The organism is Streptomyces sp. NPDC048255 (assembly GCF_040652415.1).
Lineage (GTDB): Bacteria > Actinomycetota > Actinomycetes > Streptomycetales > Streptomycetaceae > Streptomyces.
This window is the reverse complement of the sequence record NZ_JBEZMA010000022.1, coordinates 25,654-46,922: the sequence shown is the minus strand read 5'-3', so window position 1 is coordinate 46,922 and position 21,269 is coordinate 25,654. Positions and strand designations below refer to the sequence as shown.

19 protein-coding genes are annotated in these 21,269 nt (G+C 74.0%); 7 read left to right on the top strand and 12 right to left on the bottom strand.

Going from position 1 to position 21,269, the window contains the following annotated elements:
• Nucleotides 1–22 precede the first annotated feature (22 nt).
• Nucleotides 23–622, top strand: a complete 600-nt coding sequence (locus tag AB0D94_RS19095) for a DUF6434 domain-containing protein (protein ID WP_362052875.1) — start codon at nucleotides 23–25, stop codon at nucleotides 620–622.
• Here AB0D94_RS19095 and AB0D94_RS19090 read toward each other — a convergent pair.
• The 6 genes from AB0D94_RS19090 to AB0D94_RS19065 form a co-directional block, all read right to left on the bottom strand.
• Nucleotides 606–1,034 (bottom strand): lipocalin/fatty-acid binding family protein, encoded by a 429-nt coding sequence (locus tag AB0D94_RS19090; protein WP_362052872.1) that lies wholly within the window; start codon nucleotides 1,032–1,034, stop codon nucleotides 606–608. The two genes, AB0D94_RS19095 and AB0D94_RS19090, sit on opposite strands and share 17 nt — an antisense overlap.
• 196 nt (nucleotides 1,035–1,230) lie before the next feature.
• Nucleotides 1,231–1,809, bottom strand: a complete 579-nt coding sequence (locus AB0D94_RS19085; protein WP_362052869.1) for a DUF1697 domain-containing protein — start codon at nucleotides 1,807–1,809, stop codon at nucleotides 1,231–1,233.
• Between the two features lie 20 nt (nucleotides 1,810–1,829).
• Nucleotides 1,830–3,029: a macrolide-inactivating glycosyltransferase gene (gene mgt / locus AB0D94_RS19080; RefSeq protein WP_362052866.1), complete on the bottom strand. Its 1,200-nt coding sequence runs from the start codon at nucleotides 3,027–3,029 to the stop codon at nucleotides 1,830–1,832.
• Nucleotides 3,030–3,084: 55 nt separating this feature from the next.
• Nucleotides 3,085–4,428 (bottom strand): sugar ABC transporter substrate-binding protein, encoded by a 1,344-nt coding sequence (locus AB0D94_RS19075; RefSeq protein WP_362052864.1) that lies wholly within the window; start codon nucleotides 4,426–4,428, stop codon nucleotides 3,085–3,087.
• Nucleotides 4,428–5,327, bottom strand: a complete 900-nt coding sequence (locus AB0D94_RS19070; protein ID WP_362052861.1) for a carbohydrate ABC transporter permease — start codon at nucleotides 5,325–5,327, stop codon at nucleotides 4,428–4,430. The genes AB0D94_RS19075 and AB0D94_RS19070 overlap by 1 nt, the downstream gene beginning before the upstream one ends.
• A complete protein-coding gene (locus AB0D94_RS19065; protein WP_362052858.1) occupies nucleotides 5,327–6,226 on the bottom strand; it encodes a sugar ABC transporter permease in 900 nt (299 codons plus the stop codon). Before AB0D94_RS19065 ends, AB0D94_RS19070 begins: the two co-directional genes overlap by 1 nt.
• A gap of 141 nt (nucleotides 6,227–6,367) precedes the next feature.
• Between AB0D94_RS19065 and AB0D94_RS19060 the strand changes: the two genes are divergently transcribed.
• Both AB0D94_RS19060 and AB0D94_RS19055 read left to right on the top strand, forming a co-directional pair.
• Nucleotides 6,368–7,231, top strand: coding sequence for an aminoglycoside phosphotransferase family protein (locus tag AB0D94_RS19060; RefSeq protein WP_362052855.1), 864 nt, complete (start codon nucleotides 6,368–6,370; stop codon nucleotides 7,229–7,231).
• 20 nt (nucleotides 7,232–7,251) lie between these two features.
• Nucleotides 7,252–7,869: a hypothetical protein gene (locus tag AB0D94_RS19055; RefSeq protein WP_362052852.1), complete on the top strand. Its 618-nt coding sequence runs from the start codon at nucleotides 7,252–7,254 to the stop codon at nucleotides 7,867–7,869.
• Nucleotides 7,870–7,891: 22 nt separating this feature from the next.
• On the opposite strand, the gene AB0D94_RS19050 is transcribed toward AB0D94_RS19055, so the two are convergent.
• Together AB0D94_RS19050 and AB0D94_RS19045 are read right to left on the bottom strand one after the other, a co-directional pair.
• Nucleotides 7,892–8,611: a 3'-5' exonuclease gene (locus AB0D94_RS19050; protein ID WP_362052849.1), complete on the bottom strand. Its 720-nt coding sequence runs from the start codon at nucleotides 8,609–8,611 to the stop codon at nucleotides 7,892–7,894.
• A 156-nt stretch (nucleotides 8,612–8,767) separates the two neighbouring features.
• Entirely contained in the window at nucleotides 8,768–10,042 is a 1,275-nt protein-coding gene (locus tag AB0D94_RS19045; protein WP_266940310.1) for an SAV2148 family HEPN domain-containing protein, read from the bottom strand.
• 285 nt (nucleotides 10,043–10,327) lie between these two features.
• On the opposite strand from AB0D94_RS19045, the gene glgX reads away from it, so the two are divergent.
• Nucleotides 10,328–12,442, top strand: coding sequence for a glycogen debranching protein GlgX (glgX, locus tag AB0D94_RS19040; RefSeq protein ID WP_362053034.1), 2,115 nt, complete (start codon nucleotides 10,328–10,330; stop codon nucleotides 12,440–12,442).
• Here glgX and AB0D94_RS19035 read toward each other — a convergent pair.
• Nucleotides 12,427–13,722: an MFS transporter gene (locus AB0D94_RS19035; protein ID WP_362052846.1), complete on the bottom strand. Its 1,296-nt coding sequence runs from the start codon at nucleotides 13,720–13,722 to the stop codon at nucleotides 12,427–12,429. The genes glgX and AB0D94_RS19035 overlap by 16 nt on opposite strands.
• Before the next feature lie 103 nt (nucleotides 13,723–13,825).
• Here AB0D94_RS19035 and treY point away from each other — a divergent pair, with 103 nt between their 5' ends.
• Nucleotides 13,826–16,135 (top strand): malto-oligosyltrehalose synthase, encoded by a 2,310-nt coding sequence (gene treY / locus AB0D94_RS19030; protein WP_362052843.1) that lies wholly within the window; start codon nucleotides 13,826–13,828, stop codon nucleotides 16,133–16,135.
• Here treY and AB0D94_RS19025 read toward each other — a convergent pair.
• Nucleotides 16,118–16,990, bottom strand: a complete 873-nt coding sequence (locus AB0D94_RS19025; RefSeq protein ID WP_362052840.1) for a LysR family transcriptional regulator — start codon at nucleotides 16,988–16,990, stop codon at nucleotides 16,118–16,120. The genes treY and AB0D94_RS19025 overlap by 18 nt on opposite strands.
• A gap of 83 nt (nucleotides 16,991–17,073) precedes the next feature.
• Between AB0D94_RS19025 and lpdA the strand changes: the two genes are divergently transcribed.
• The gene (lpdA, locus tag AB0D94_RS19020; protein WP_362052837.1) at nucleotides 17,074–18,513 is read left to right on the top strand and encodes a dihydrolipoyl dehydrogenase; all 1,440 of its coding nucleotides are present in this window, start codon (nucleotides 17,074–17,076) and stop codon (nucleotides 18,511–18,513) included.
• A gap of 136 nt (nucleotides 18,514–18,649) precedes the next feature.
• Nucleotides 18,650–20,086 carry a M14 family zinc carboxypeptidase gene (locus tag AB0D94_RS19015; protein ID WP_362052834.1) on the top strand — a complete coding sequence of 479 codons (1,437 nt, stop codon included), beginning with the start codon at nucleotides 18,650–18,652 and terminating at the stop codon, nucleotides 20,084–20,086.
• Here AB0D94_RS19015 and AB0D94_RS19010 read toward each other — a convergent pair.
• Nucleotides 20,053–20,526, bottom strand: coding sequence for a GNAT family N-acetyltransferase (locus AB0D94_RS19010; RefSeq protein WP_362052831.1), 474 nt, complete (start codon nucleotides 20,524–20,526; stop codon nucleotides 20,053–20,055). The two genes, AB0D94_RS19015 and AB0D94_RS19010, sit on opposite strands and share 34 nt — an antisense overlap.
• Before the next feature lie 128 nt (nucleotides 20,527–20,654).
• Nucleotides 20,655–21,218, bottom strand: a complete 564-nt coding sequence (locus AB0D94_RS19005) for a DUF1707 and FHA domain-containing protein (RefSeq protein ID WP_362052828.1) — start codon at nucleotides 21,216–21,218, stop codon at nucleotides 20,655–20,657.
• Nucleotides 21,219–21,269: the final 51 nt, after the last annotated feature.

Genomic DNA, 21,269 nt, shown 5'->3' with positions numbered 1-21,269 from the left:
GGCTGCGGCCTAGGATGGGAACATGCGTACGAACGAAGGCGGTCCCGACGTCTCACGCCCCGCCCTGACCCCCGCGCTGACCGGGACCGAGCTGACGCGCTGGTACTGGACGCTGGCCGAACTGACCGCGCTCGCCCGGCAGCTCGGCCTCTCCACCGCGGGCGGGAAGGCCGCGCTCACGGACCGGCTCGCCGCCGTGCTCGACGGGCGCCCCGAGCCGCGGCCGGTCCGCACCGCCCGGCGCGGCGGCAGGCAGCTGGCGGCCCCGGTCCACGGGGACACCGTGATCCCGGAGGGCCAGCGGTGCAGCCAGGTGCTCCGGGAGCACTTCACCCGGGAGATCGGCCCCGCCTTCCACTTCGACGCCTTCATGCGGGACTACGTCGCGCAGGGCGCGGGACGCACCCTCGCGGAGGCCGTCTCCCACTGGCACGCCACCCGGCAGCGGGCCGCCGAACCCCAGGAGGTCGGCGCCCAGTTCGAGTTCAACCGGTTCCTGCGCGACTGGCACGCCCGCCACCCGGACGGCGCCCGCACCGAGGCCCTGGCCGCCTGGCGCGACCACCGCGCCCGGCCCAAGGACCGGCGCGCCGCCGGTCACAGCACTAGGCGGCCCTCTTGAACACGCGGACGGCCGAGACGCCCCGCGCCGAGTAGGTCACCACCAGGGCCTCGCCGGTGAACTCCCGCACGATCGTGGCCGTGCCCCCGCCGATGCTCCGTACCTCGGTGAGCCGGTTGCCCTCGGCGGTGACGACCGACGTCGCCTTGCGCCCGTCGGGCGTCGCCAGGTCGAACTCCTCGTCCAGCCGGAACTCGTCCACCGTGTTCCGCATGCCGGTGACGGTCTCCAGGGTCCAGAGCCCGTCCACGTACGAGAAGGTCTGGACGGGGGCGGCCGTGTTCGCGGCGGCCCGTGCGGGCGCACCCACCCCGACGGCCTGGAGGTAGGCGTCGAAGTTCTCGCTGGAGACCATCTCCCAGCTGCCGGCGGCCGTGGCGGCGAGGGCGGGCACGTTGCCGTTGTCCGTCATGGGGGTTCTCTTCACTGTCCGGGCGGGCCGGCGGCCCGCGCTGCGATCACCGCGGACCATCCACGCACACCGGACCGGAGCAGCGGTGGAGCGGAGCCGAATCCCTCCCGCCCGGCCCGGCCCGGCCCGGGCGGCGCGGGGCGGGGCCGGGCCGGGCCGGGCCGGGCCGGGCGGGTTTCGGCCCGGCCCGTCGCGGTCAGTCCTGCGTCAGCTCGACGAGCTTGGCGACGGTGTTCCAGTTCCGGCTCGTCGCGTCGATGCCCTTGACGACGGCGGGCCTGGCGAGGACCTCGGCCAGCTTGGAGCGGCCCAGGCCGTCCGGAGCGTAGAGGTAGAGGACGCGGTCGCCGATCCGGTACTCCTCCGGGAGGTACGCGGCCGCCTCGACGGCGGCGAAGCGCTCCGCGCCGGGCTGTTCGGAGAAGAAGGTGGCGTGGAGCTGCTTGCCCTCCAGTTCGGCGGCCGGGAAGGGGCAGGCCCGCGCGACGGCACGCAGGTACTCCCCGTCCACCACCAGGCAGGCCACCCGGAAGCCGAAGTGGGCCTCGATGGCCGCCTCCAGCTCCCGGGCGAGCGCCGCCGGATCCTCGTTCGCACTGCTGAAGACGGCGTTGCCGCTCTGGAGGTACGTCCGCACGTCGCCGTGGCCGAGCCCCTCCAGGACCGCGCGCAGCTCCGCCATGGGGACCTTCTTGCTCCCGCCGACGTTGATCCCGCGCAGCAGCGCCGCGTACTTCTTCGTCCTGACCTTGTTCGCCATGGCCTTCTTAGTCATGGGGGCACCCTAGAGCCGCCCTACGACAGTTCGGCCTCGATCAGGTCGGCGGCCTGGCGGGTGCCTCCCTCGGTGGCCATCTGGGCGCGGACGGCCTGCGCGCGGGCGGCGACCTCCGGGTCGTCCACCAGGGCGAGGACGGCCTCGCGGAGGGTGGCGGCGTCGGCCCGGTCCATCGGGACGTGCCGGGCCACGCCGAGCGAGACCAGCATGTCGGCGTTGCCGAACTGGTCCACGGCCTGGGGGACGGCGACCATCGGGGTGCCGGTGGCGAGGCCCTCCTGGCTGCCGCCGGCGCCCGCGTGCGTGATGAAGGCGTCGGCCTGGCGCAGGATGTCCAGCTGGGGGACCCAGCGGTGGACCTCGACGTTGGCGGGGATCTCGCCGAGTTCGGCCTCGTCGGTGAACTTGCCGATCTGGAGCACGACATGCCAGTCCGGGAGGTCCGCGAAGGCGTCCATGCAGGCCCGGTAGAAGGCGGGCTGTTTGGTGAAGGCGGAGCCGAGCGAGACCAGGAGGACCCGCTTGCCCACCGCGGCCGCGGGCCGCTGCCAGCCGCCCTGCTCGGCGCGCTCGCCCTGGCAGGCGCCGACGAAGGTGTGCACGGAGGTGTCGACGCGGTCGGCGTTCGGCTGGAGTGCCCTGGGGATCAGGACGAGGCTGCGGCGCGGGCGGCTCTGGAGGCGTTCGATCTGCCCGTCGAGGCCGTTCTCGACGAGCCAGGCGGTGAACCGGGCGTAGTACGCCTGCCCGCGCTCGGAGGTCTTCAGCCCGGCGAACATCGGCTCGGCCACCTCCTCCTCGTACCCCTCCCAGGCGACCAGGTTCGGGGAGAGGGACACGGCGGGGACCCCCCAGCGATGCGCGAGGACGGGGGCCGGGTAGGACGTGATGTCGTGGAGGACGAGTTCCGGCTCGTCTCCCTCGAAGGCAGCGGCGAGCTGTGGGAGGACCTGTATGGCGTCGTCGAGGAAGGGCTCCAGGTTGTCGATCAGCTCGGTGCCCCAGGCCTCCGGCTCGTCGTCGGTGGGCAGGGTGGAGGTGTAGATCACCGGGGTGGCGCCGGTCTCCGCGATCTTCTCGGCGAAGGCGGCGGGGATGGCGTAGCTCACCCGGTGGCCGCGGGCGACGAGCTCCCGGATCACTTCGATGCTCGGGTTCACGTGCCCGTGGGCGGCGATGGAGAACATGGCGATGTGTGCGGGCTTGGCTGAGGTCATGCCCGAACCATAACGAGACGATACGTCTCGTGCAACCAAGTAGGAGCGGCCGGCCTCAGCGCTGGTACCGGTCAAGCACCCGGTTCCCGTCTCTGACCAGGCGTTTCTCCAGTTCACCGAGGTCGATCGCACCGCTGTAGAACTCCTGGAGAGCGGGGGTCGCCACCTTGTCCTTCCATTCCGGATAGCCGCGCACCGACTGCGCGGGCGCCGGGCGCAGCCCCTGCGCGAGCGCGGCGCCCGTGGCCCAGCCGTGTTCGGGGGTACGCAGGGCGGGATCGGCCAGGGCCTCGGTCCCCGTCGGCAGCATCCAGTCCCCGAGGGCGAGGCGGACCATGTTGGGAGGCCGCAGCAGGAAGTCGATGAAGGCCGCCGCCTCCTTCTTGTACGGGCTGTCCCCCGCGATCGACAGGGTTTGCGGGCTCACCCCCTGCAACGGTCCGTGCGGCCCGGCCAGGCCGTCCGCCCCGGCCGGCGGCGGGAGTACCTGCCAGTCGAAACCGGGCGGGGCCTGCTGGACGATCTGCTGGCGGTACGAGAACCCGAGCGGCACCATCGCGTACCGGCCGCCGAAGAAGCCGGGCAGTGTGTCGGAGCCGCCCATCCCGAGCGTGGTCCGGGCGGCACTGTGGTCGGTGTGGATCTGGGCCCGGATGGTGGCGGGGACGACGGAGTCGCCCTCCTCCCAGCGGACGACGGCCTTGCCGTCGGCCTCGCGGTGGAAGAGCCGGCCGCCCGCGGACAGGCCGAGGTTGAGGGTCGCCGAGACGGGGTCCTTGAGCGGCCAGGCCACCCCGTACCGGCCGTCGGCGGTGAGCCGCTCGGCCGCGGTGCGGAACTCCGCCCAGCTCCAGGGGGCTTCGGGCGTGGGGACGCGGACCCCGGAGTCGCGCAGCAGCGCGGTGTTGGCCATCAGCACCCGGGGTTCCTGGAGGAAGGGGACGCCGTACACCCCGCCGTCCGCGCCGAAGGTGGTGGTCTCCCAGCTGCGGGCCGGGATGTCGGCCTTGAGCCGGTCGGAGAGCAGCGGCCGCAGATCGGCGAGGAAGCCGCCGTACGCGAAGTCGGCGAGGTCGTCGGAGGCGTCGTGGATGACGTCGGGGGCCTCGCCGCCCTCGAAGGAGGTCAGCAGTTGGTCGTGGACGCTGCTCCAGGAGCCCTGGACGTACTGGACCTGGATGCCGGGGTGGGCGGCGTTCCACTCGGCGACCAGGGCCTTGTTGGCGTCGACGGACTCCTTCTGCCAGGCGAGCGACTGGAAGCGCAGCCGGACCACGCCGTCGGAGCCGCCGTCCCGTGCGGAGCCGCCGCCCGGTGCGGAGCAGCCGCCGAGCAGTCCGGCCAGCAGGGCGAGCGCGGCGGCGCAGCGCGTGCGGGCCCACCGCCGGCGGGTCCCCATCAGCTCTTCACCGCCCCGGTCAGCATGCCGCCGGTGATCCGCTTCTGGATGACCGAGAAGATCACCAGGGACGGCAGGGTCGCGAGGAACGCGGCGGCGGCGAGCGGGCCGAGGTCGGCGGCTCCTTCCGCGCCCACGAAGTGGGTCAGGACGACCGGCAAGGTCTGCTGCTCCGGGGTCTTGAGGAGGACCAGGGCGAAGAAGAACTCGTTCCAGGCGGTGACGAAGGCGAAGAGCGCGGTGGCCACGATCCCCGGCGCCAGCAGGGGCGCGACCACCGAGACGAGGGTGCGCAGCCGGCCGGCCCCGTCCATCGCCGCCGCCTCCTCCAGCTCCGGGGGCACGGCCCGGACGTACCCGGTCAGCATCCACAGCGCGAACGGGAGCGACCAGACGACGTAGACGAGGACCAGGCCGGGCACCGAGTTGACCAGGTGCAGGTTCTTGAGCAGCAGGAACAGCGGGATGATCACCAGCACGAAGGGGAAGGCCTGGCTGACCACCACCCAGCCGGTGACGGCGGTGGACAGCGTCCCGCGGCGGCGGGCGAGGACGAAGGCCATCGGGGTGGCGAGGACGACCGCGATGACGGCGGCGCACAGGGCTGCGGTGAGGCTGTTGAACGCGGCGTGCAGCAGCGGCTGTTCGGCGAAGGCCTGGCGGAAGTTGCCGAGGGTCGGGTCCTGCGGGATCCAGGTGGGGTGCAGGCTGCCGAGTTCGCGCGGGGGCTTGAAGGCGGTGGAGAGCAGCCACAGGAAGGGGAAGGCGAGGAAGACCAGGTAGGCGCCGAGCGCGGCGTACTGCGCGGCGCGGACGCGGACCCCGGCCCGGCTCCGGCTCCGGCTGCTGCGGCTGCTGCTGCGACTGCGACTGCGACTGCGACTGCGGGGCGAGCCCATCAGGTGTCCCCTCCCCGGAGCCGTCCGGCCAGGTGCACGGCGAGCAGGATCGAGATCACCGCGACCATCACACAGCCCATGGCGGCGGCGTACCCGAACTGGCCGTACCGGAACGCCTCCTCGTACGCGAAGAGCATCGGCAGCCGCGTCCGGCCGCCGGGCCCGCCGTTGGTCAGCACGTAGACCAGGGCGAAGGAGTTGAAGTTCCAGATGAAGTTCAATGCGGTGATGGACAGCGCCACCGGCTTGAGCGCGGGCCAGGTCACGGTCAGGAACCGGCGCCAGGCCCCGGCCCCGTCGATCGCGGCCGCCTCGTGGAGCTCGTGCGGGGTGTTCTGCAGTCCCGCGAGCAGGGCGACCGTGGTCTGCGGCATGCCCGCCCAGATGCCGACCACGATCACGGCGGGCAGGGCGGTGGCCAGGCCGCTCAGCCAGTCGGTGTCCCCGGCGAGGCCGAGGCCGGACAGGGTTTCGTTGAGAACCCCCGCGTCGGGGTGGTAGACGAGCCGCCACATGACGGCGACGACCACCTCGGGCATGGCCCAGGGGATGATCGCGAGCGATCGGGCCAGCCACCGGAAGCGGAGCTTCTGGTTGAGCAGCAGGGCGAGGCCGAGGGCCAGCAGGAACTGCGGGACGGTGACCCCGACCGCCCACAGCAGGCCGATCCGGAAGGACTCCCAGAAGAGCCGGTCGTGGAGGAGGTCCTGGAAGTTGAGGAGCCCCACCCACTGGGTGGGGGAGGTCCGGCCGGACTGGGAGTCGGTGAAGGCGAGGGCGATGCCGTAGAGCAGCGGTCCGACGCTGAGCACCAGGATCGGCAGGAGCGCGGGCAGGACCAGGAACCAGGCCCCGTGGCCGGCCCGGCGGCCCGCCGGGGAGGTGATGGCCGAGGTCACATGTACCCGCCTTCCGGGTGGACCGTCCGGGATCCTCCTCGGCCATCGTGGCCAGCCCCTGATGGCGCGTCAAGGCGCCGGACAGCGGGGTGCGAGACTTGGCGGATTCACGACGATCCGGCGAAGGACGAGACGAACGGCATGGACGAGGCGCAGGCCAGGGACGTACTGACGGCGGCGGGCCTCGGCACGGGGGCGGGACGGGAGCCGGAGCTCCTCGCATTCGGTGAGAACGCCGTGTTCGCTGTCGGCGAACTGGTGGTGAAGGTGGGCCGGGAGACGTCACTGCTGACCCGGGCGGCCCGGGAGCTCGGGGTGGCGGCCTGGCTCGCGGAGTCCGGCGTCCCGGCGGTCCGGGCGGCCGAGACGGCGCCGCGGCTGGTCGGCGGGCACCCGGTGACCCTGTGGCACCGTCTCCCGGACGCGGTCCGTCCGGCGGGCCCCGCCGATCTGGCGGAGCTGCTCCGCCTGCTCCACGCGCTGCCCGCGCCGCCGTTCACGCTGCCGCCGCGGGACCTGCTGGGCGGGGTCGAGCGCTGGCTGCGGCTGGCCGGGGATGCCGTCGACCCGGCGGACGCGGCGTACCTGCGGGCCCGCCGCGACGCCTACGCCGGCGAGGTGGCCGCCCTGACCCCGCATCTGCCGCCGGGGGCCGTTCACGGCGACGCGCTGCCGCGCAACGTCCACGTGGGCCCGGACGGCCCGGTCCTGGTCGACCTGGAGACCGTATCGGCCGATCTGCGCGAGCACGACCTGGTGGTGATGGCCCTCTCCCGCGACCGGTACGGCCTGCCCGCCGGGGACTACGACGCCTTCGTGACCGCGTACGGCTGGGACGTCCGCGACTGGGAGGGCTGCGCGGTCCTGCGCGGCGCCCGCGAGACGGCCAGCTGCGCCTGGGTCTCCCAGCACGCCCCGGCCAACCCGAAGGCCCTGGCCGAATTCCGCCGCCGAGTCGCCTCCCTCCGCACCGGCGACCGGGAAACGCGCTGGCATCCGTTCTGACCCACGGCTACGAATACATGATGAAACTGCCCCTCCTCGTCCATCAGGCCCGGCTCGGCCCGCAGGAGTTCAAGGTGATCCGCCCGGCGCGGCCCCCGGAGCGTGCCGTGCTGGTCGAGGACACCTGGTACCTGAACGCCTACGCCGACCAGGACAGCGCACGACTCATGGCCGGCCTCTGGACCCTGGCCGCATCGTCACCGCGCTCCTTGGTCCATCTGCCGCTGCGCCGCGCCCGAGGCGTCGCGGCGGGCCCGCGCGAGCTCGACCTCGTCCTGCTGCACCACTCGCTGCGCTTCGCGCCCTCACGCTGGAAGGAGCTGCGCGGACGGCTCGGCCCGGGCCGGCCCCGGAGCGTCACCCTGCCCGCCCCGGACCCGGAGAGCGGCCACGAGGCCCCGCACCACGCGGGGAACCGCGACCTCTTCCACCAGCACGTCCACGCCGAGACCCTGTTCCTGACGGGCAGCGCGAAGGTGTTCCGGCAGACGGCCGGTCTCTTCCGGGACGTCGCCGAGCACGGCCCCGGGCACGTCCGCGACGGTTCGCGCCACGGGCACTACTGCACGCGGCTGCGCTCCGGCGACCTCCGGGCGCGGGAGATCCACATCGAGTACAGCGACGAGTGGGAAGCCTGACCCGCACCGCGGCCTGCGCGGCTCAGGCCGGGACGAGTGCGCGCAGCGGCCAGGCCGTGTCGATCACCGCGTCCGGGGTGCCCTGGCGGCGCAGGTAGGACTGGAAGTCCCGGGCCCAGCGTGCGTGCCAGTCGCCCTGCCGGGCGTGCAGGTCGGCCGGGGCGAGCGCGGCCACCTGCGGATGCCGGGCGGCTATCGCGCGGGCCACCTGGACCGCGGCCAGCGCGTCCGCCCCCGCGTCGTGCGCGTCGTCGAGGGTGACCCCGTACACCCCGCACACCGCCTCCAGCGTCCGCTTGCCGCGCCGGTAGCGGTCCACGGCCCGGTCGATGGTCAGCGGGTCGACCACCGGCCCGGTCTGCGCCCCGCCCAGCCGGTCGGCCAGCGACGGCAGCCCGTGCCGGGCCAGTTCCGCCGTCAGCAGGGTCAGGTCGAAGGCCGCGTTGTAGGCGACGACCACGGCGCCGCGCCGCCAGTGGGCGACCAGTGCCCGCGCGACCTCGTCCGCGACCTCCCGCACCGGGCGGCCCTCGGCGACCGCCCGCTCCGTGCTGATCCCGTGGATCGCCGAGGCCCCCTCGGGGATCGGTATCCCCGGATCCGCGAGCCAGCCGCGCCGCTCGCGCACCTCGCCCGCGCACACCTCCACCACCGCCGCCGTCACGATCCGCGACTCCCCCGGCTCCGTGCCGGTCGTCTCCAGGTCGAACCCGATCAGCACACCGCCGTGCCAGTCCCCCATGCCGCGCCCATCCCCCCGTACCCGTTCGGTCAACGGCTTTCAGCCTGACACGGGGCACTGACAAGCCGGACGACGCCCCCTCGGAGGACGCGCCGGCGTGCCGGATCAGGCGCCGGATCAGGTGACCGGATCAGATCAGGTGACCGGATCACCGGGTCACGACACCGGCCGCGAGTCCTCCCACACCGACTCGAACTCCTCGCGGTAGGTCGTGAACAGCCCGTGGTCCGCGTCCTTCGGCACGCCGCGGCCCCCGCCCCGCAGGACCAGCACCGGCGCCTCCATGCCCCGCGCCCGGCGCAGGTACGACTGCACCACCGCGATGCCCGAGGACTCCCCCTCCACCAGATACGCGGTGAAGCGCGGGGTCTCGTCGAAGACGTGGATGTCGAAGCGCGAGGGGTCCCGCAGGCCCGCGCGCACCCGCCGCACGTGCAGGATGTTCATCTCCACCGATCGGCTCAGCTCGCCCTTGCGCAGCCCCAGCTCCCGCTCGCGCCGCTTCACCGCACTGCTCGCCGGGTTCAGGAACAGCAGCCGCACCCGGCAGCCGGCCTCCGAGAGCCGGACGAGTCTTCGCCCCGAGAAGTTCTGGACCAGCAGGTTCAGGCCTATGCCGATGGCGTCGAGGCGCCGCGCGCCCCCGAAGAGGTCCTCCGCCGGGAGCTGCCGCTGGAGCCGCACCCGGTCCGGGTGGACCGAGATGACGTCCGCGTACCGGTCGCCCACCAGGTCCTCGACGGCGTCGATGGGCAGCCGGTCCGCCGACGGGCTGCCCGCGCCTCCGCCCAGCACCTCCAGCAGCCGTGCCGAGGCCCGCTCGGCCTGCTCCAGCACGGCGCGCGACAGCGCCCGGTTGCGGGAGACGACGTTGCGGGTGACCTCCAGCTCGTCGAGGGCCTGCTCGATCTCCCGCCGGTCGTCGAAGTACGGCTCGAAGCAGGGCCAGTGCTGGACCATCAGCTCCCGCAGCTGCGGAAGCGTCAGGAAGCTCAGCACGTTGTCGTCGGCGGAATCGAGCAGGTAGCCCTTGCGCCGGCTGACCTCGCGCACGGCCACGGCCCGCTGCACCCACTCCTGCCCGGCGGGACCCGCGGCGGCGACCACCCAGTCGCCCCCGCCGTGCACCGGCTCGTAGACCGGGCGCAGCACGGCTCCGACCACCGCCCGTAGCCGCTGTTCGATGAGATTGAGCCAGATGTACGCCCGTCCGGCCCGCTGTGCCCGGGTCCGGACCTCGCTCCAGGCGTCCGCACCCCAGTCCAGTTCCACCCCGGTCCGTGCGCCCGCGGCGCCTCCGGCCGTCGCCGGCCCGCCCGCCAGGGAGACCGCTCCGGCAGGAACTCCCCCGGAGACACCTCCTGGGGCGTCCGCCGGGCCGCCCTCGTGACCGCTGTCACCAGGGGGCAGCTCCAGACCTCCCGAGCTCACCCGTGCACCGCCTTCTGCGTCTGGACGCCCGTCTCCAGTGATCACGGAAGGGTACTCCGCGCGCGCGTCCCGGTGCAGCCCGATGGCCCGTACACCGGCTGTCCGTTGACCCATTATCCGATGCCCACACAGTCCACTGACCCGCATATCAGCTCTCCGGGTCACCCGGCAGGAGCATTGCAAGTCCACGCGTGCGGCCCCTCTTTCGGGGAAGATCTGGCAGGGACGTGGTCCACGCCGGATCAGCCGGGACATCCTCCGACACCGAGGGAAGAGTCGTTGTCTATGCAGGTCTGGCCGGGGCAGGCGTATCCGCTCGGCGCCACTTACGACGGCGCGGGCACCAATTTCGCGGTCTACTCCGAGGCCGCCCGACGCATCGAGCTGTGCCTCCTTCACGACGACGGCTCGGAGACGGCCGTCGAGCTGCGGGAGACGGACGCCTTCGTCCGGCACGCCTACCTGCCCGGCATCATGCCGGGCCAGCGCTACGGATTCCGCGTCCACGGCCCCTACGAGCCCGAGCGCGGCATGCGGTGCAACGCGGCGAAGCTGCTGCTGGACCCGTACGCGCGGGCCGTCAGCGGCCGCGTCGACTGGAGCGAGGCGGTGTACGGCTACCACTTCGGCCGTCCCGACTCGCGCAACGACCTGGACTCGGCCCCGCACACGATGAGCTCGGTCGTGGTCAACCCGTACTTCGACTGGGCCAATGACCGGCCGCCGCGCCACGAGTACCACCACACCGTGCTCTACGAGGCGCACGTCAAGGGTCTGACCATGCGCCATCCGGACCTCCCGGAGGAGCTGCGCGGCACGTACGGGGCGCTCGCGCACCCGGCGGTCATCGGGCACCTCGTCAAGCTCGGGGTGACGGCGCTGGAGCTGATGCCGGTGCACCAGTTCGTCAACGACCACCGGCTCGTCAACGACGGCCTGAGCAACTACTGGGGCTACAACACCATCGGCTTCTTCGCCCCGCACAACGGCTACGCCTCGGGCGACCGGGGCCAGCAGGTGCTGGAGTTCAAGTCCGCGGTCCGGGCGCTGCACGAGGCGGGCATCGAGGTGATCCTGGACGTGGTCTACAACCACACGGCCGAGGGCAACCACCTGGGGCCGACGCTGTCCTTCCGCGGGCTGGACAACGCCTCGTACTACCGGCTGTCGGACAACATGCGGCACTACACCGACACGACCGGCACCGGGAACTCGCTCCTCATGCGCTCCCCCCACGTGCTCCAGCTGATCATGGACTCGCTGCGCTACTGGGTCACCGAGATGCACGTGGACGGCTTCCGCTTCGATCTGGCGGCGACGCTGGCCCGCCAGTTCCACGAGGTGGACCGGCTGTCCTCGTTCTTCGACCTGGTGCAGCAGGATCCGGTGGTCAGCCAGGTGAAGCTGATCGCCGAGCCCTGGGACCTGGGCGAGGGCGGCTACCAGGTGGGCAACTTCCCGCCGCTGTGGACCGAGTGGAACGGCAAGTACCGGGACACCGTACGGGACTTGTGGCGCGGGCAGCCGCGCACGCTCGCGGAGTTCGCGGGGCGGCTCACCGGCTCCTCGGACCTGTACCAGGACGACGGGCGGCGCCCGCTGGCGTCCATCAACTTCACCACCTGCCACGACGGTTTCACCCTCCACGACCTCGTCTCGTACGACGAGAAGCACAACGAGGCCAACCGGGAGGGCAATCGGGACGGCGAGAGCCACAACCGGTCCTGGAACTGCGGGGCCGAGGGGCCGACGGAGGATCCGGAGATCCTGGAGCTGCGGGCCCGCCAGATGCGCAACTTCATCGCCACGCTGATGCTGTCGCAGGGGGTGCCGATGCTCAGCCACGGCGACGAGTTCGCCCGCACCCAGGGCGGCAACAACAACGCGTACTGCCAGGACAACGAACTGTCGTGGGTACGCTGGCCCGAGCCGGGCAAACCGGCGCCCTCGCTCCTGGAGTTCACCCGGCAGATGGTGTGGCTGCGGCGCGACCACCCGGTCTTCCGGCGGCGCCGGTTCTTCCACGGCCGGCCGGTGGAGGGCACGCACGACGAGCTCTCGGACATCGCCTGGTTCACCCCGCACGGCGAGGAGATGCGGGCCCGCGACTGGCAGGCGCAGCACGCGCGGGCGCTGACGGTGTTCCTCAACGGGGAGGCCATCTCGGAGCCGGGCACCCGTGGGGAGCGGATCACCGACGATTCGTTCCTGCTGATGTTCAACGCGGGCGCCGATCCCCAGGACTTCACGGTTCCGGCCGGGCACGGGGCCGAGTGGCGCCTGGTCGTGGACACGGCACGGGCGGACGTACTGCCACCCGGCACCGGGCCGCAGTACGCGGCCGGGGACCGGGTGGCGCTGACGGGGCGGTGTCTGGTGGTGCTTCAGCGCCCGGCGTAGGCGGTGCTCCCGCCCGCCGCCGGGGAGGCCTTCGGCGGCGCCGGGGCGAGGGCCGTGCCGTGCGTACGGTCGGCGGGCACCCGGGTGGCGAGGGCGAGGGCCAGGCACAGTGCGGCGGCGCCGACGGCCACGGCGAAGGCCCCGGCGGGTCCGTACCGCTCGGCGAGGCGGCCCGAGACGGCGAGGGCGAGGGCCTGCCCGGCGACCAGGGAGCTGGCGGCGAAGGCCATCGACTCGGCGAGCCGGGCCGGTTCCACGGCCCGCTCGGTGAGGGCGAAGGCGGTGATCAGGTGCGGGGCGTAGGCCGCCCCGAGGACGGTGACGACCGCGTACAGCGGCCACAGGGTCTCGGTGAACAGCAGCGGCACGGAAAGCACCAGCGCGGCCGCGGTGGCCACCCGCCAGCGCAGGCGCAGGCCGAAGCGTGCGGGCAGCGCTCCGAGGGCCAGGCCGACGGCGGCGCTGACCACGCCCATGGCGGCGTACACGATCCCGGCCTGGCCGGGGACCCCCAACTGGGCGGTGAGGGCGGCGATCCCGGCCTGGCAGGCGCCGAACATGGCGCCCTGGAGGGCGAGCGAGCCACGGACGGCGTGGACCACCGCGGGCCGGCGGGTGCGGCCCTGCCCGCCCCGCGCCCGCCTGCCGCGCGGCCGCGCCGGGGACCCGGCCGTGACGGCCGCGGTCGGGTGCAGCGCGTAGGCGCTGGCGAAGACGGCGACGAGGGCGGCCGCGGCGCCGAGGGCGACGGCCGGGTGCGCGACGAGCGCGGCGAGTCCGACGAGGGCGGGTCCGAGGACGAACGAGACCTCGTCCAGGGTGCCTTCGAGCGAGTGGACGGCGCCGACCACGCTCTCGTCGGACCCGGCGCGGTGCGCCAGGGCCACGGAACGGGTCCGGGCGAGGGGTCCGATCAGCGGCACGGAGGCGCCGGTGGCGGCGGCGGTCGCGGCGAGCGGGAGGGTTTCGAGGCCCGCGAGGGCCCCCGTGACGAGGGCGGCGGTGGCGACGGCGTTGACCGCGGCGGCGGTGAGGACGACGGGCCGCTGTCCGTGGCGGTCGGCGAGCCGGCCCAGGACGGGTCCGAAGACCACCTGGCCGGCCGAGAGGGTTCCGCCGACCATGCCGGCGGTGGCGAGGGAGCCGCTGGTCTGGGCGACGAGCAGGACGCTCCCGAACTGGGACATCGCGACGGGCAGTCGGGCGAAGAACGAGACGAGGGGGAGTAGGGGCCCGGTCAGGGCGATGACTCTTCGATAGGTGTTGACGGTTCCAACCACTTGAGGCACCTTAACCCGGTGCAGTCACCCGGATGCATTGGGTAATGGCACGGAATCCGGCAGGCTGGGTACGTACGTTCTCATGAGCCAGCCGCTGTCACGCATGCAACCGGAAACCGATGTTCCGACACCCGTCACTCCGGCGTCGACCTACCGCCTCCAGCTCGGTCCCGAGTTCTCCTTCGCGGCGGCCGGGGCGGCCGTACCGTACCTGGCCTCCCTCGGCGTGTCACACCTGCACCTCTCCCCCGTACTGGAGGCGGTGCCCGGCTCGGCCCACGGGTACGACGTCACCGACCACTCCCGGGTGAGGGCCGAGCTCGGCGGCGAGGCGGGCCTGCGGGAGCTCGCCCGCCTCGCCCGGGAGCACGGGCTCGGGCTCGTGCTCGACATCGTGCCCAACCACATGGCGGTACCGACGCCGCTGCGGCTGAACCGGCCCCTGTGGGAGGTGCTGCGGCACGGGCCGGACTCCCCGTACGCCCGGTGGTTCGACATCGACTGGGAGGCGGGCGGCGGGCAGCTGCTGCTGCCGGTGCTCGCCGGCCCGGCGGAGTCCTGCGCACTGGAGGCCGACGGGGAGGTCCTGCGGTACGGGGAGCAGGAGTTCCCGCTGCGGGAGGGGACCGGCGGGCTGGCGCTGCCCGAGCTGCTGGCCGCGCAGTGGTACCGGCCGGCCTGGTGGCGCGAGGCCCGCACCGACCTCAACTACCGGCGCTTCTTCACCATTTCGGATCTGATCGGAGTGCGGGTGGAGGACCCGGAGGTGTTCACGGCCACCCACGCGAAGGTGCTGGAACTGGTCCGCGACGGGGTCGTGGAGGGGCTGCGGATCGACCACGTGGACGGTCTGGCCGATCCGGAGGAGTACCTGCGGCGGCTGCGCGCCGCGGCGGGCCGGGGCTGCTGGGTGGTGGTGGAGAAGATCCTGGCCCGGCACGAACGGCTGCCGCCCGCCTGGCCGGTGGCCGGCACCACCGGGTACGACGCGCTGCACCGGGTGGACGGGGTGTTCACCGACCCGCACGGCGCCGCCGAACTGGCGCTGCGCTACACGGAGAAGACCGGGATCCCGCAGTGGGAGGCGACGGCTGCGGCGTGCGCGCGCGAGGTGCTGACCGGCGACCTGGCCGCCGAGCTGGCCGCACTGGAGCGGCTGGCCGGACCCGAACTCAAGGCAGCCGTCACCGAGTTGCTGGTCTGCTATCCCGTCTACCGGCCCTACCCCGGCGACCCCGAACCCGCGCCACAGGCCGTGGAACGGGCGGCCGAGGCGGCCGGAGCGGCCGCGGTGGCGGGCGTACGGGAACTGCTGCTGCGGGACCCCTCCTTCGCCGCCCGCTTCGCCCAGACCTCGGCGGCCCTGCGCGCCAAGTCCCTGGAGGACCGGGCCTTCTACCGGTACGCGCCCCTCCTGTCGGCCACCGAGGTCGGCGGGGACCCCGGCAGTCCGGCCGTACCCGCGCAGGATTTCCACGCCTACTGCGCCGCGCTCGAACGGGACTGGCCCGGCTCCGGGACGGTGCTCTCGACGCACGACACCAAGCGCAGCGCGGACGTCCGGGCCCGGATCGCGGTGCTGTCGCAGGCCCCGCACCTCATGGACGCCGCCGCCGGCCCGGATCCCCAGCTCGCCTGGGTGGCCCGGCAGACCGCGCTGGGCCTCGGCGAGGTCCCGCAGGCCGCGCCCCGGCTGGCCGGGGCCCTGCTCAAGGCGGTCCGCGAGGCGGCCCTGCGCACCAGCTGGACCGAACCCGACGAGGCCTACGAGGCGACCGTCGCCGGATACGCCCCGCGCCCCCTCGACCTGCCGCCCGAACTCGCGGAGGCGGCCCGCGCCAATCTCCTCGGCATGGCCCTGCTGCACCTGGCGATGCCCGGGGTCCCCGAGGTGTACCAGGGCGCCGAGACGGAGTACCGGGCCCTGGTCGACCCGGACAACCGCCGCCCGGCCGAGTTCCCGCGCCGGGCGCTGGCCCGGCTGGACGCGGGGGCCGCGCCCCGGGACCCGGCCGAGGAGAAGCTGGCCCTGACCGCCGCCCTGCTGCGGCTGCGCCGGGACCGGCCCGGGCTGTTCACCGGCTACGCCCCCCTGCCCGCCCGGGGCCCGGCCGCGGAGCACTGCCTGGCCTTCGCCCGCCCGCCGGGGCTGGTCGCGGTGGCCACCCGGCTCTCGCACCGGCTGGCCGGGGCGGGGGGCTGGCGGGACACCGTCCTGCCGCTGCCGCCCGGGCGGTGGAGGCCGCTGCCGGTGGCTGGCGGCGCGCCCGGGCCGGGCGGGGCACCCGGGCCGCACCGGGCGTTCGCGCCACACGGGGCACCCGGGCCGGACGGGACCTCGTACGAGGGCGAGGTGCCGCTGGCCGGACTGCTCGACGCCCTGCCCGTCAGCGTCCTACTCCGCGACGAATAGCCCCGCGAAGGCCGCCGCCGCACCGGTCAGCGCGACCCTGGAGAACACCGCCAGGGACCGGTGCCACGGGGGGTCGAGGGAGAGCAGCGCACAGTCCTCGCCGACCGCACCCCGGACCATGTGGGCCGGGGCGACGACGATCCCGACCCCGGCGGCCGCCATCCGTACGGCCGTCGAGGTGTGCTCCGTACGCAGCACCGTGCGCGGGGTGAAACCGGCCGTGCCGCACGCCCAGTCGATGAACGGCTGCCCCTGGACCACCGGTTCCATCGCGCAGCGGATCCAGTCGCGGTCCGCGAGCTCGGCGAGCCGCACCGCCCCCCGGCCGGCCAGCGGGTCGTCGAAGGGCACGACCAGCACGAGCTCCTCCCGCCCGGCCGGGACCACCGGACCCGTCCACTCCTTGGGCTCCGGTCCCACCGCGAGGTCGGCCACGCCCCGCTCCAGCTGTTCCTCCAAGGCCTCGGTGGACCCGTACTCGCGCAGGACCAGCGCCACGCCCGGATGCCGCTTCCGCCAGCGGGCGGCCACGGCCGGGAGCATGCCCACGGCGAGGGCGTGGACGGTGGCGACGTGCAGTTCCCCGCCGACCGCCCCGGCGGCGGCGCGGGCCGCCCGCTCGGCCTGGCGGGCGCTGCGGACGGCGAGCTGAGCGTGCGGCAGGAAGGCGCGGCCCATCGGGGTGAGCCGGACCCCGCGCGGCATCCGTTCCAGCAACTGGCCGCCCACGGACCGTTCCAGGGCCTTGACCTGGTGGGAGAGGGCGGGCTGGGTCACGTGCAGGGCCTCGGCGGCCCGGGTGAAGGAGGACTCCTCCACGACGGTGAGGAAGTACTCCATCTGGCGCAGGCTCATGACCAGGAAGCATAAAGAGCGTGCATGGCCACGAAAAGATCATTGCCTTGGATCCACGGCAACGCGCCGCGCAGGCTGGGCACATGAACAGCGACAGCTACAACGCCGGCGGCAACGGCAGCGGCAGCACCGTGGACGTGATCGTGATCGGCGGCGGGACGGGCGGCTACGGCACCGCCCTGCGCGCCGCGGCCCTCGGCCTGACCGTGGTCCTCGCGGAACGCGACAAGGTCGGCGGCACCTGCCTGCACCGCGGGTGCATCCCCAGCAAGGCCATGCTGCACGCGGCCGAACTCGTCGACGGGATGGCCGAGGCGCGCGAGCGCTGGGGGGTGCGGGCGAGCGTGGAGTCCGTGGACTGGTCCGCCCTGACCGCCACCCGCGACGACATCGTCTCGCGCAACCACCGTGGTGTGGAAGGCCACTTGGAGCACGCCGGGGTGCGCGTGGTGCGCAGCGGCGCCCGGCTGACGGGCCCGCGGAGCGTACGGACCGAGGACGGACGGGAGTTCACCGCCACCCGCGGGATCGTGCTGGCCACCGGGTCCCGGCCGCGTACGCTGCCCGGCCTGGAGCCCGACGGGCACACGGTGGTGACCAGCGACGACGCCCTGTTCGCACCCGGCCTGCCGGCCTCGGTGCTGGTGCTCGGCGGCGGGGCGATCGGGGTGGAGTACGCCTCCTTCCACCGGTCGATGGGCGCCGAGGTGACGCTGGTCGAGGCGGCGGACCGGCTGGTGCCGCTGGAGGACGCGGACGTGTCGCGGCACCTGGCGCGGGGCCTGAAGAAGCGCGGGATCGACGTGCGGACGGGGGCGCGGCTGGAAGGGGCCGAGGTCACGGACGGGCTCGTACGGGCCACCGTGCGCACGTCCCGCGGGGAGCTGCGGGAGCTCACGGCGGAGCGGCTGCTCGTGGCGGTCGGGCGGGTCCCGGTCACCGACGGGCTGGACCTCGCGGCCGCCGGGCTGGCCACCGACGGGCGCGGGTTCGTGGCGCCGGCCGACTGGGCCCGGCTGGAGAGCGCCGTACCGGGGATCCACGTGGTGGGCGATCTCCTGCCGCCGCCCTCGCTCGGACTCGCGCACGCCTCCTTCGCCGAAGGGCTGCTCGTCGCCGAGACCCTGGCCGGGGTGGCGAGCCCGCCGGTGGACTACGCGGCGGTGCCGCGGGTGACCTACTCGTCGCCGCAGACCGCCGCCGTCGGGCTGACGGAGGCGCAGGCCCGGGAGGCGGCGTACGACGTGGTGGTGAACTCGATGCCGCTGACCGCCGTCGCCAAGGGGATGGTGCACGGTCAGGGCGGCACGGTGAAGGTGGTCGCGGAGCGCGGCGGGCGGGTGCTCGGGGTGCACCTGGTCGGGCCGCACGTGTCGGAGATGATCGCCGAGAGCCAGCTGATCGTGGGCTGGGAGGCCGAACCGGCGGACGTGGCCCGGCACGTACACGCCCACCCGACCCTGTCGGAGGCGGTCGGCGAGGCCTTCCTCAGCCTGTCGGGGCGGGGCCTGCACCAACGCTAGTGCTGTGGCCTGCCGATCAGGCCGGGCGAGGCTTTGGCCAGGGGATTCCACGTCGGCCGGGGGAACTGCGGAGCCCGCGGAGCAGTAGGCGGTGTGCGCGGCGGGCATGGCATCCCTTGTGACTCTCCTCCGCGACATGTGCTATCCCACCCCGCATGAACTCGCCCTGGCCGCCCGCGCCCTGGCGGACGAACACCCCGGCCTGGTCCGGCTGCGGCAGGCCGGGACCTCCCGGGCCGGGCAGCCGCTCTGGGTGCTGTCCGTCGCCGCCGCCGACGCCGCGGTCAACGGCCTGCCCGGCGGCCCGCCGGGGCAAGTGCAGGCGCTGGGCCAGGTGCCCGGCCAGGTGCAAGGACAAGGGGCCGGGCGCAATGTCCTGGTCGTCGCCGGGGCCCACGCGAACGAGCCCGTCGGCGGGGCCACCGCCCTGTCCCTGGCCCGCCGCCTCATCCGTGACCCGGCGCCGCGCGCCGGCTGCGGCTGGCACTTCCTGCTCTGCGCCGACCCGGACGGCGCGGCCCTGCACCGCACGCCCCGCCCGTACTCGCTGCTCGACTACCACCGCAACTTCTTCCGGCCCCCCGGGCCCGAACAGCCCGAGTGGGCGCCGTCTTTACTGCCCCCGGACCGGCTGCCGCCAGAGACCCTCGCCCTGACCGCCCTCATCGACGAGCTGCGGCCCGTCCTCCAGGTGTCCCTGCACGCGACGGACCTCGGCGGGTCCTGGGTGCAGCTCACGCGGGACATACCCGGCCTCGCCGAGCCCTTCGCGAAGTCGGCCGCGGAGCTGCGCATCCCGGTGGAGACCGGTGCCTCGGACGCGGCCGGCTGGCCCTCCCCCGGGCCCGGGATCTACGTGATCCCCGAACCCGGGAGCGAGGCCGCCGGAGCCTTCCACCCGGAGGACACCCGGCTGAGCACCTGGTACCACGCCCACCGGTACGCCGGCACCACCGCCATCGTCGAGGTCCCCATGTGGGCCTCCGACCTGGTGGACGATCCGGCCCCGCACCCCGACCCGCGCGGCGCCCTGCGCGTGCTGGCCGGGCGGCTCACCGAGGACGCCGCGCTGGTTGCCGGGGTGCGGGAGCTGATCCGCGGCTCCGAGCCGCCGCCGCACCGGGACCCCGACGCGGCGCCCCTGCTGCGCGCGGTGGACTGGACGCTCGCGCTGATCCCCCGGATCGCCCTGGAGTGGAGCGGCCGCGGAGCGCCCGCGGAGGCCACGGCCGCGTACATCGCCGGTATCGACGCCTTCGGGCGCCGCCTGTCGCTGCGCGCCGCCGCGATGCTGCTGCGGGTGCTGCGTACGCGGGGCCATCCGGCGGCGCCCACGCTCGACCGGCTCGTGACCGGCTGGTGCGAGGGGTTCACGGCCCGGTTCCAGGCCCGCTGGGTGCCGGTGGCCACCCAGGTGGAACACCAGTCCCGGACGGTACTGGCCGCGTACGCGCGCCTGGTGGATCCCGAACCCGGCCGCGGGCCCCGGCCGCCCGGACCGGCCCCGGCAGGACCGCGGGCCGCGGCCCCGCCGGCCGTTCAGGACGCGGCCGGGTCCACGGGCAGACCGTAACGGCGCTTGGGGCTGCCGGTGGCGCCCAGGCGCTCGTAGAAGCGGATCGCGCCCTCGTTCCAGTCGGGGGTCTGCCACTGGACCTCGTCGAGGCCGAGCTCCCGGGCGAGGTCCCATACGCCGTCCATCAGGGCGGCGCCGAGGCCGTGGCCGCGCGCGTCCTCGGCGAGGTAGAGGCAGTCCATGTGGAGGTAGTGGCGGGCGTCCCAGAAGGCGAACTCGGTGGAGCAGGCGGCGTATCCGGCCACCGCCCCGTCCGGGGTCCCGGCGAGCAGCACCCACAGCGGGGCCCCCTCGGCGAACAGCCGCGGGCCGAGCCGCTCGGCGAGGTCCGGCGGCCGGGGGGCGGACTTCTCGTACGCGACGTGCTCGTGGATGAGTTCGACGAGCCGGGGCAGGTCCTCGGGGCGCGCGCGGCGCACGACAGGCGTGTGTTCCATGAGCACCATCTTGCGCGGCCCTGCCCGGACCCTTCCTCCGGGGGACCGCCCGGCACCAGGGGCACCCCGGGGCATCCGAGGGGGCCGCCCTCCCTGGCGGCGGTGGCCGCCCGGCGGCCCCGCGTCCGTCAGGTCGCCGAAAGCCGGAAGTTGATCTTCCCGAAGCTGATCTGGTCCCCGTCCCGGACCACGGCCGAGCCCGTCACCCGTCGCCCGTTGACCGTGGTCCCGTTGGTGGAGCCCAGGTCCTTGAGCACCCACACCCCGTCCCGCAGCCGGAGCTCCGCATGCATCCGGGAGACCGTTTCATGGGTGAGCCGCAGCCCGTTGCCGGGATCGCGGCCGATCCGCAGGGTCCCCGTGCTCGGGTGCGGAAGGAGCAGCTTGGGCAGTCTTTCGGCGGCCCAGGCGCGCCGTACACCGACCGTGACGGCGGACGCCCGGCCGACCCAGCCGAACAGCCGACGGGTCCAGGGGGTCGCGTCACGCTCCCCGCCCTGGAGGTCGGCGGTGAGGACCGCGAGGTCCTCGGACCGCCGGGCGACCAGGGCGAGTTCCATCCGGCGCAGGAACGTGTCGTGCGACAGCCTGCCCAGGGCTGCGCCCTCCCGGAGCTGACCCAACGCCTGCTCGCGCTCCGCGTCGGAGAGCCGCGGCGCGGGATAGGAGGCAAATTCGAAACTGGACGTCACAGGGTGATTGTCGGCCCGTCAGGGCCGGAGTGTCCAGAACTCCCCCGCGGA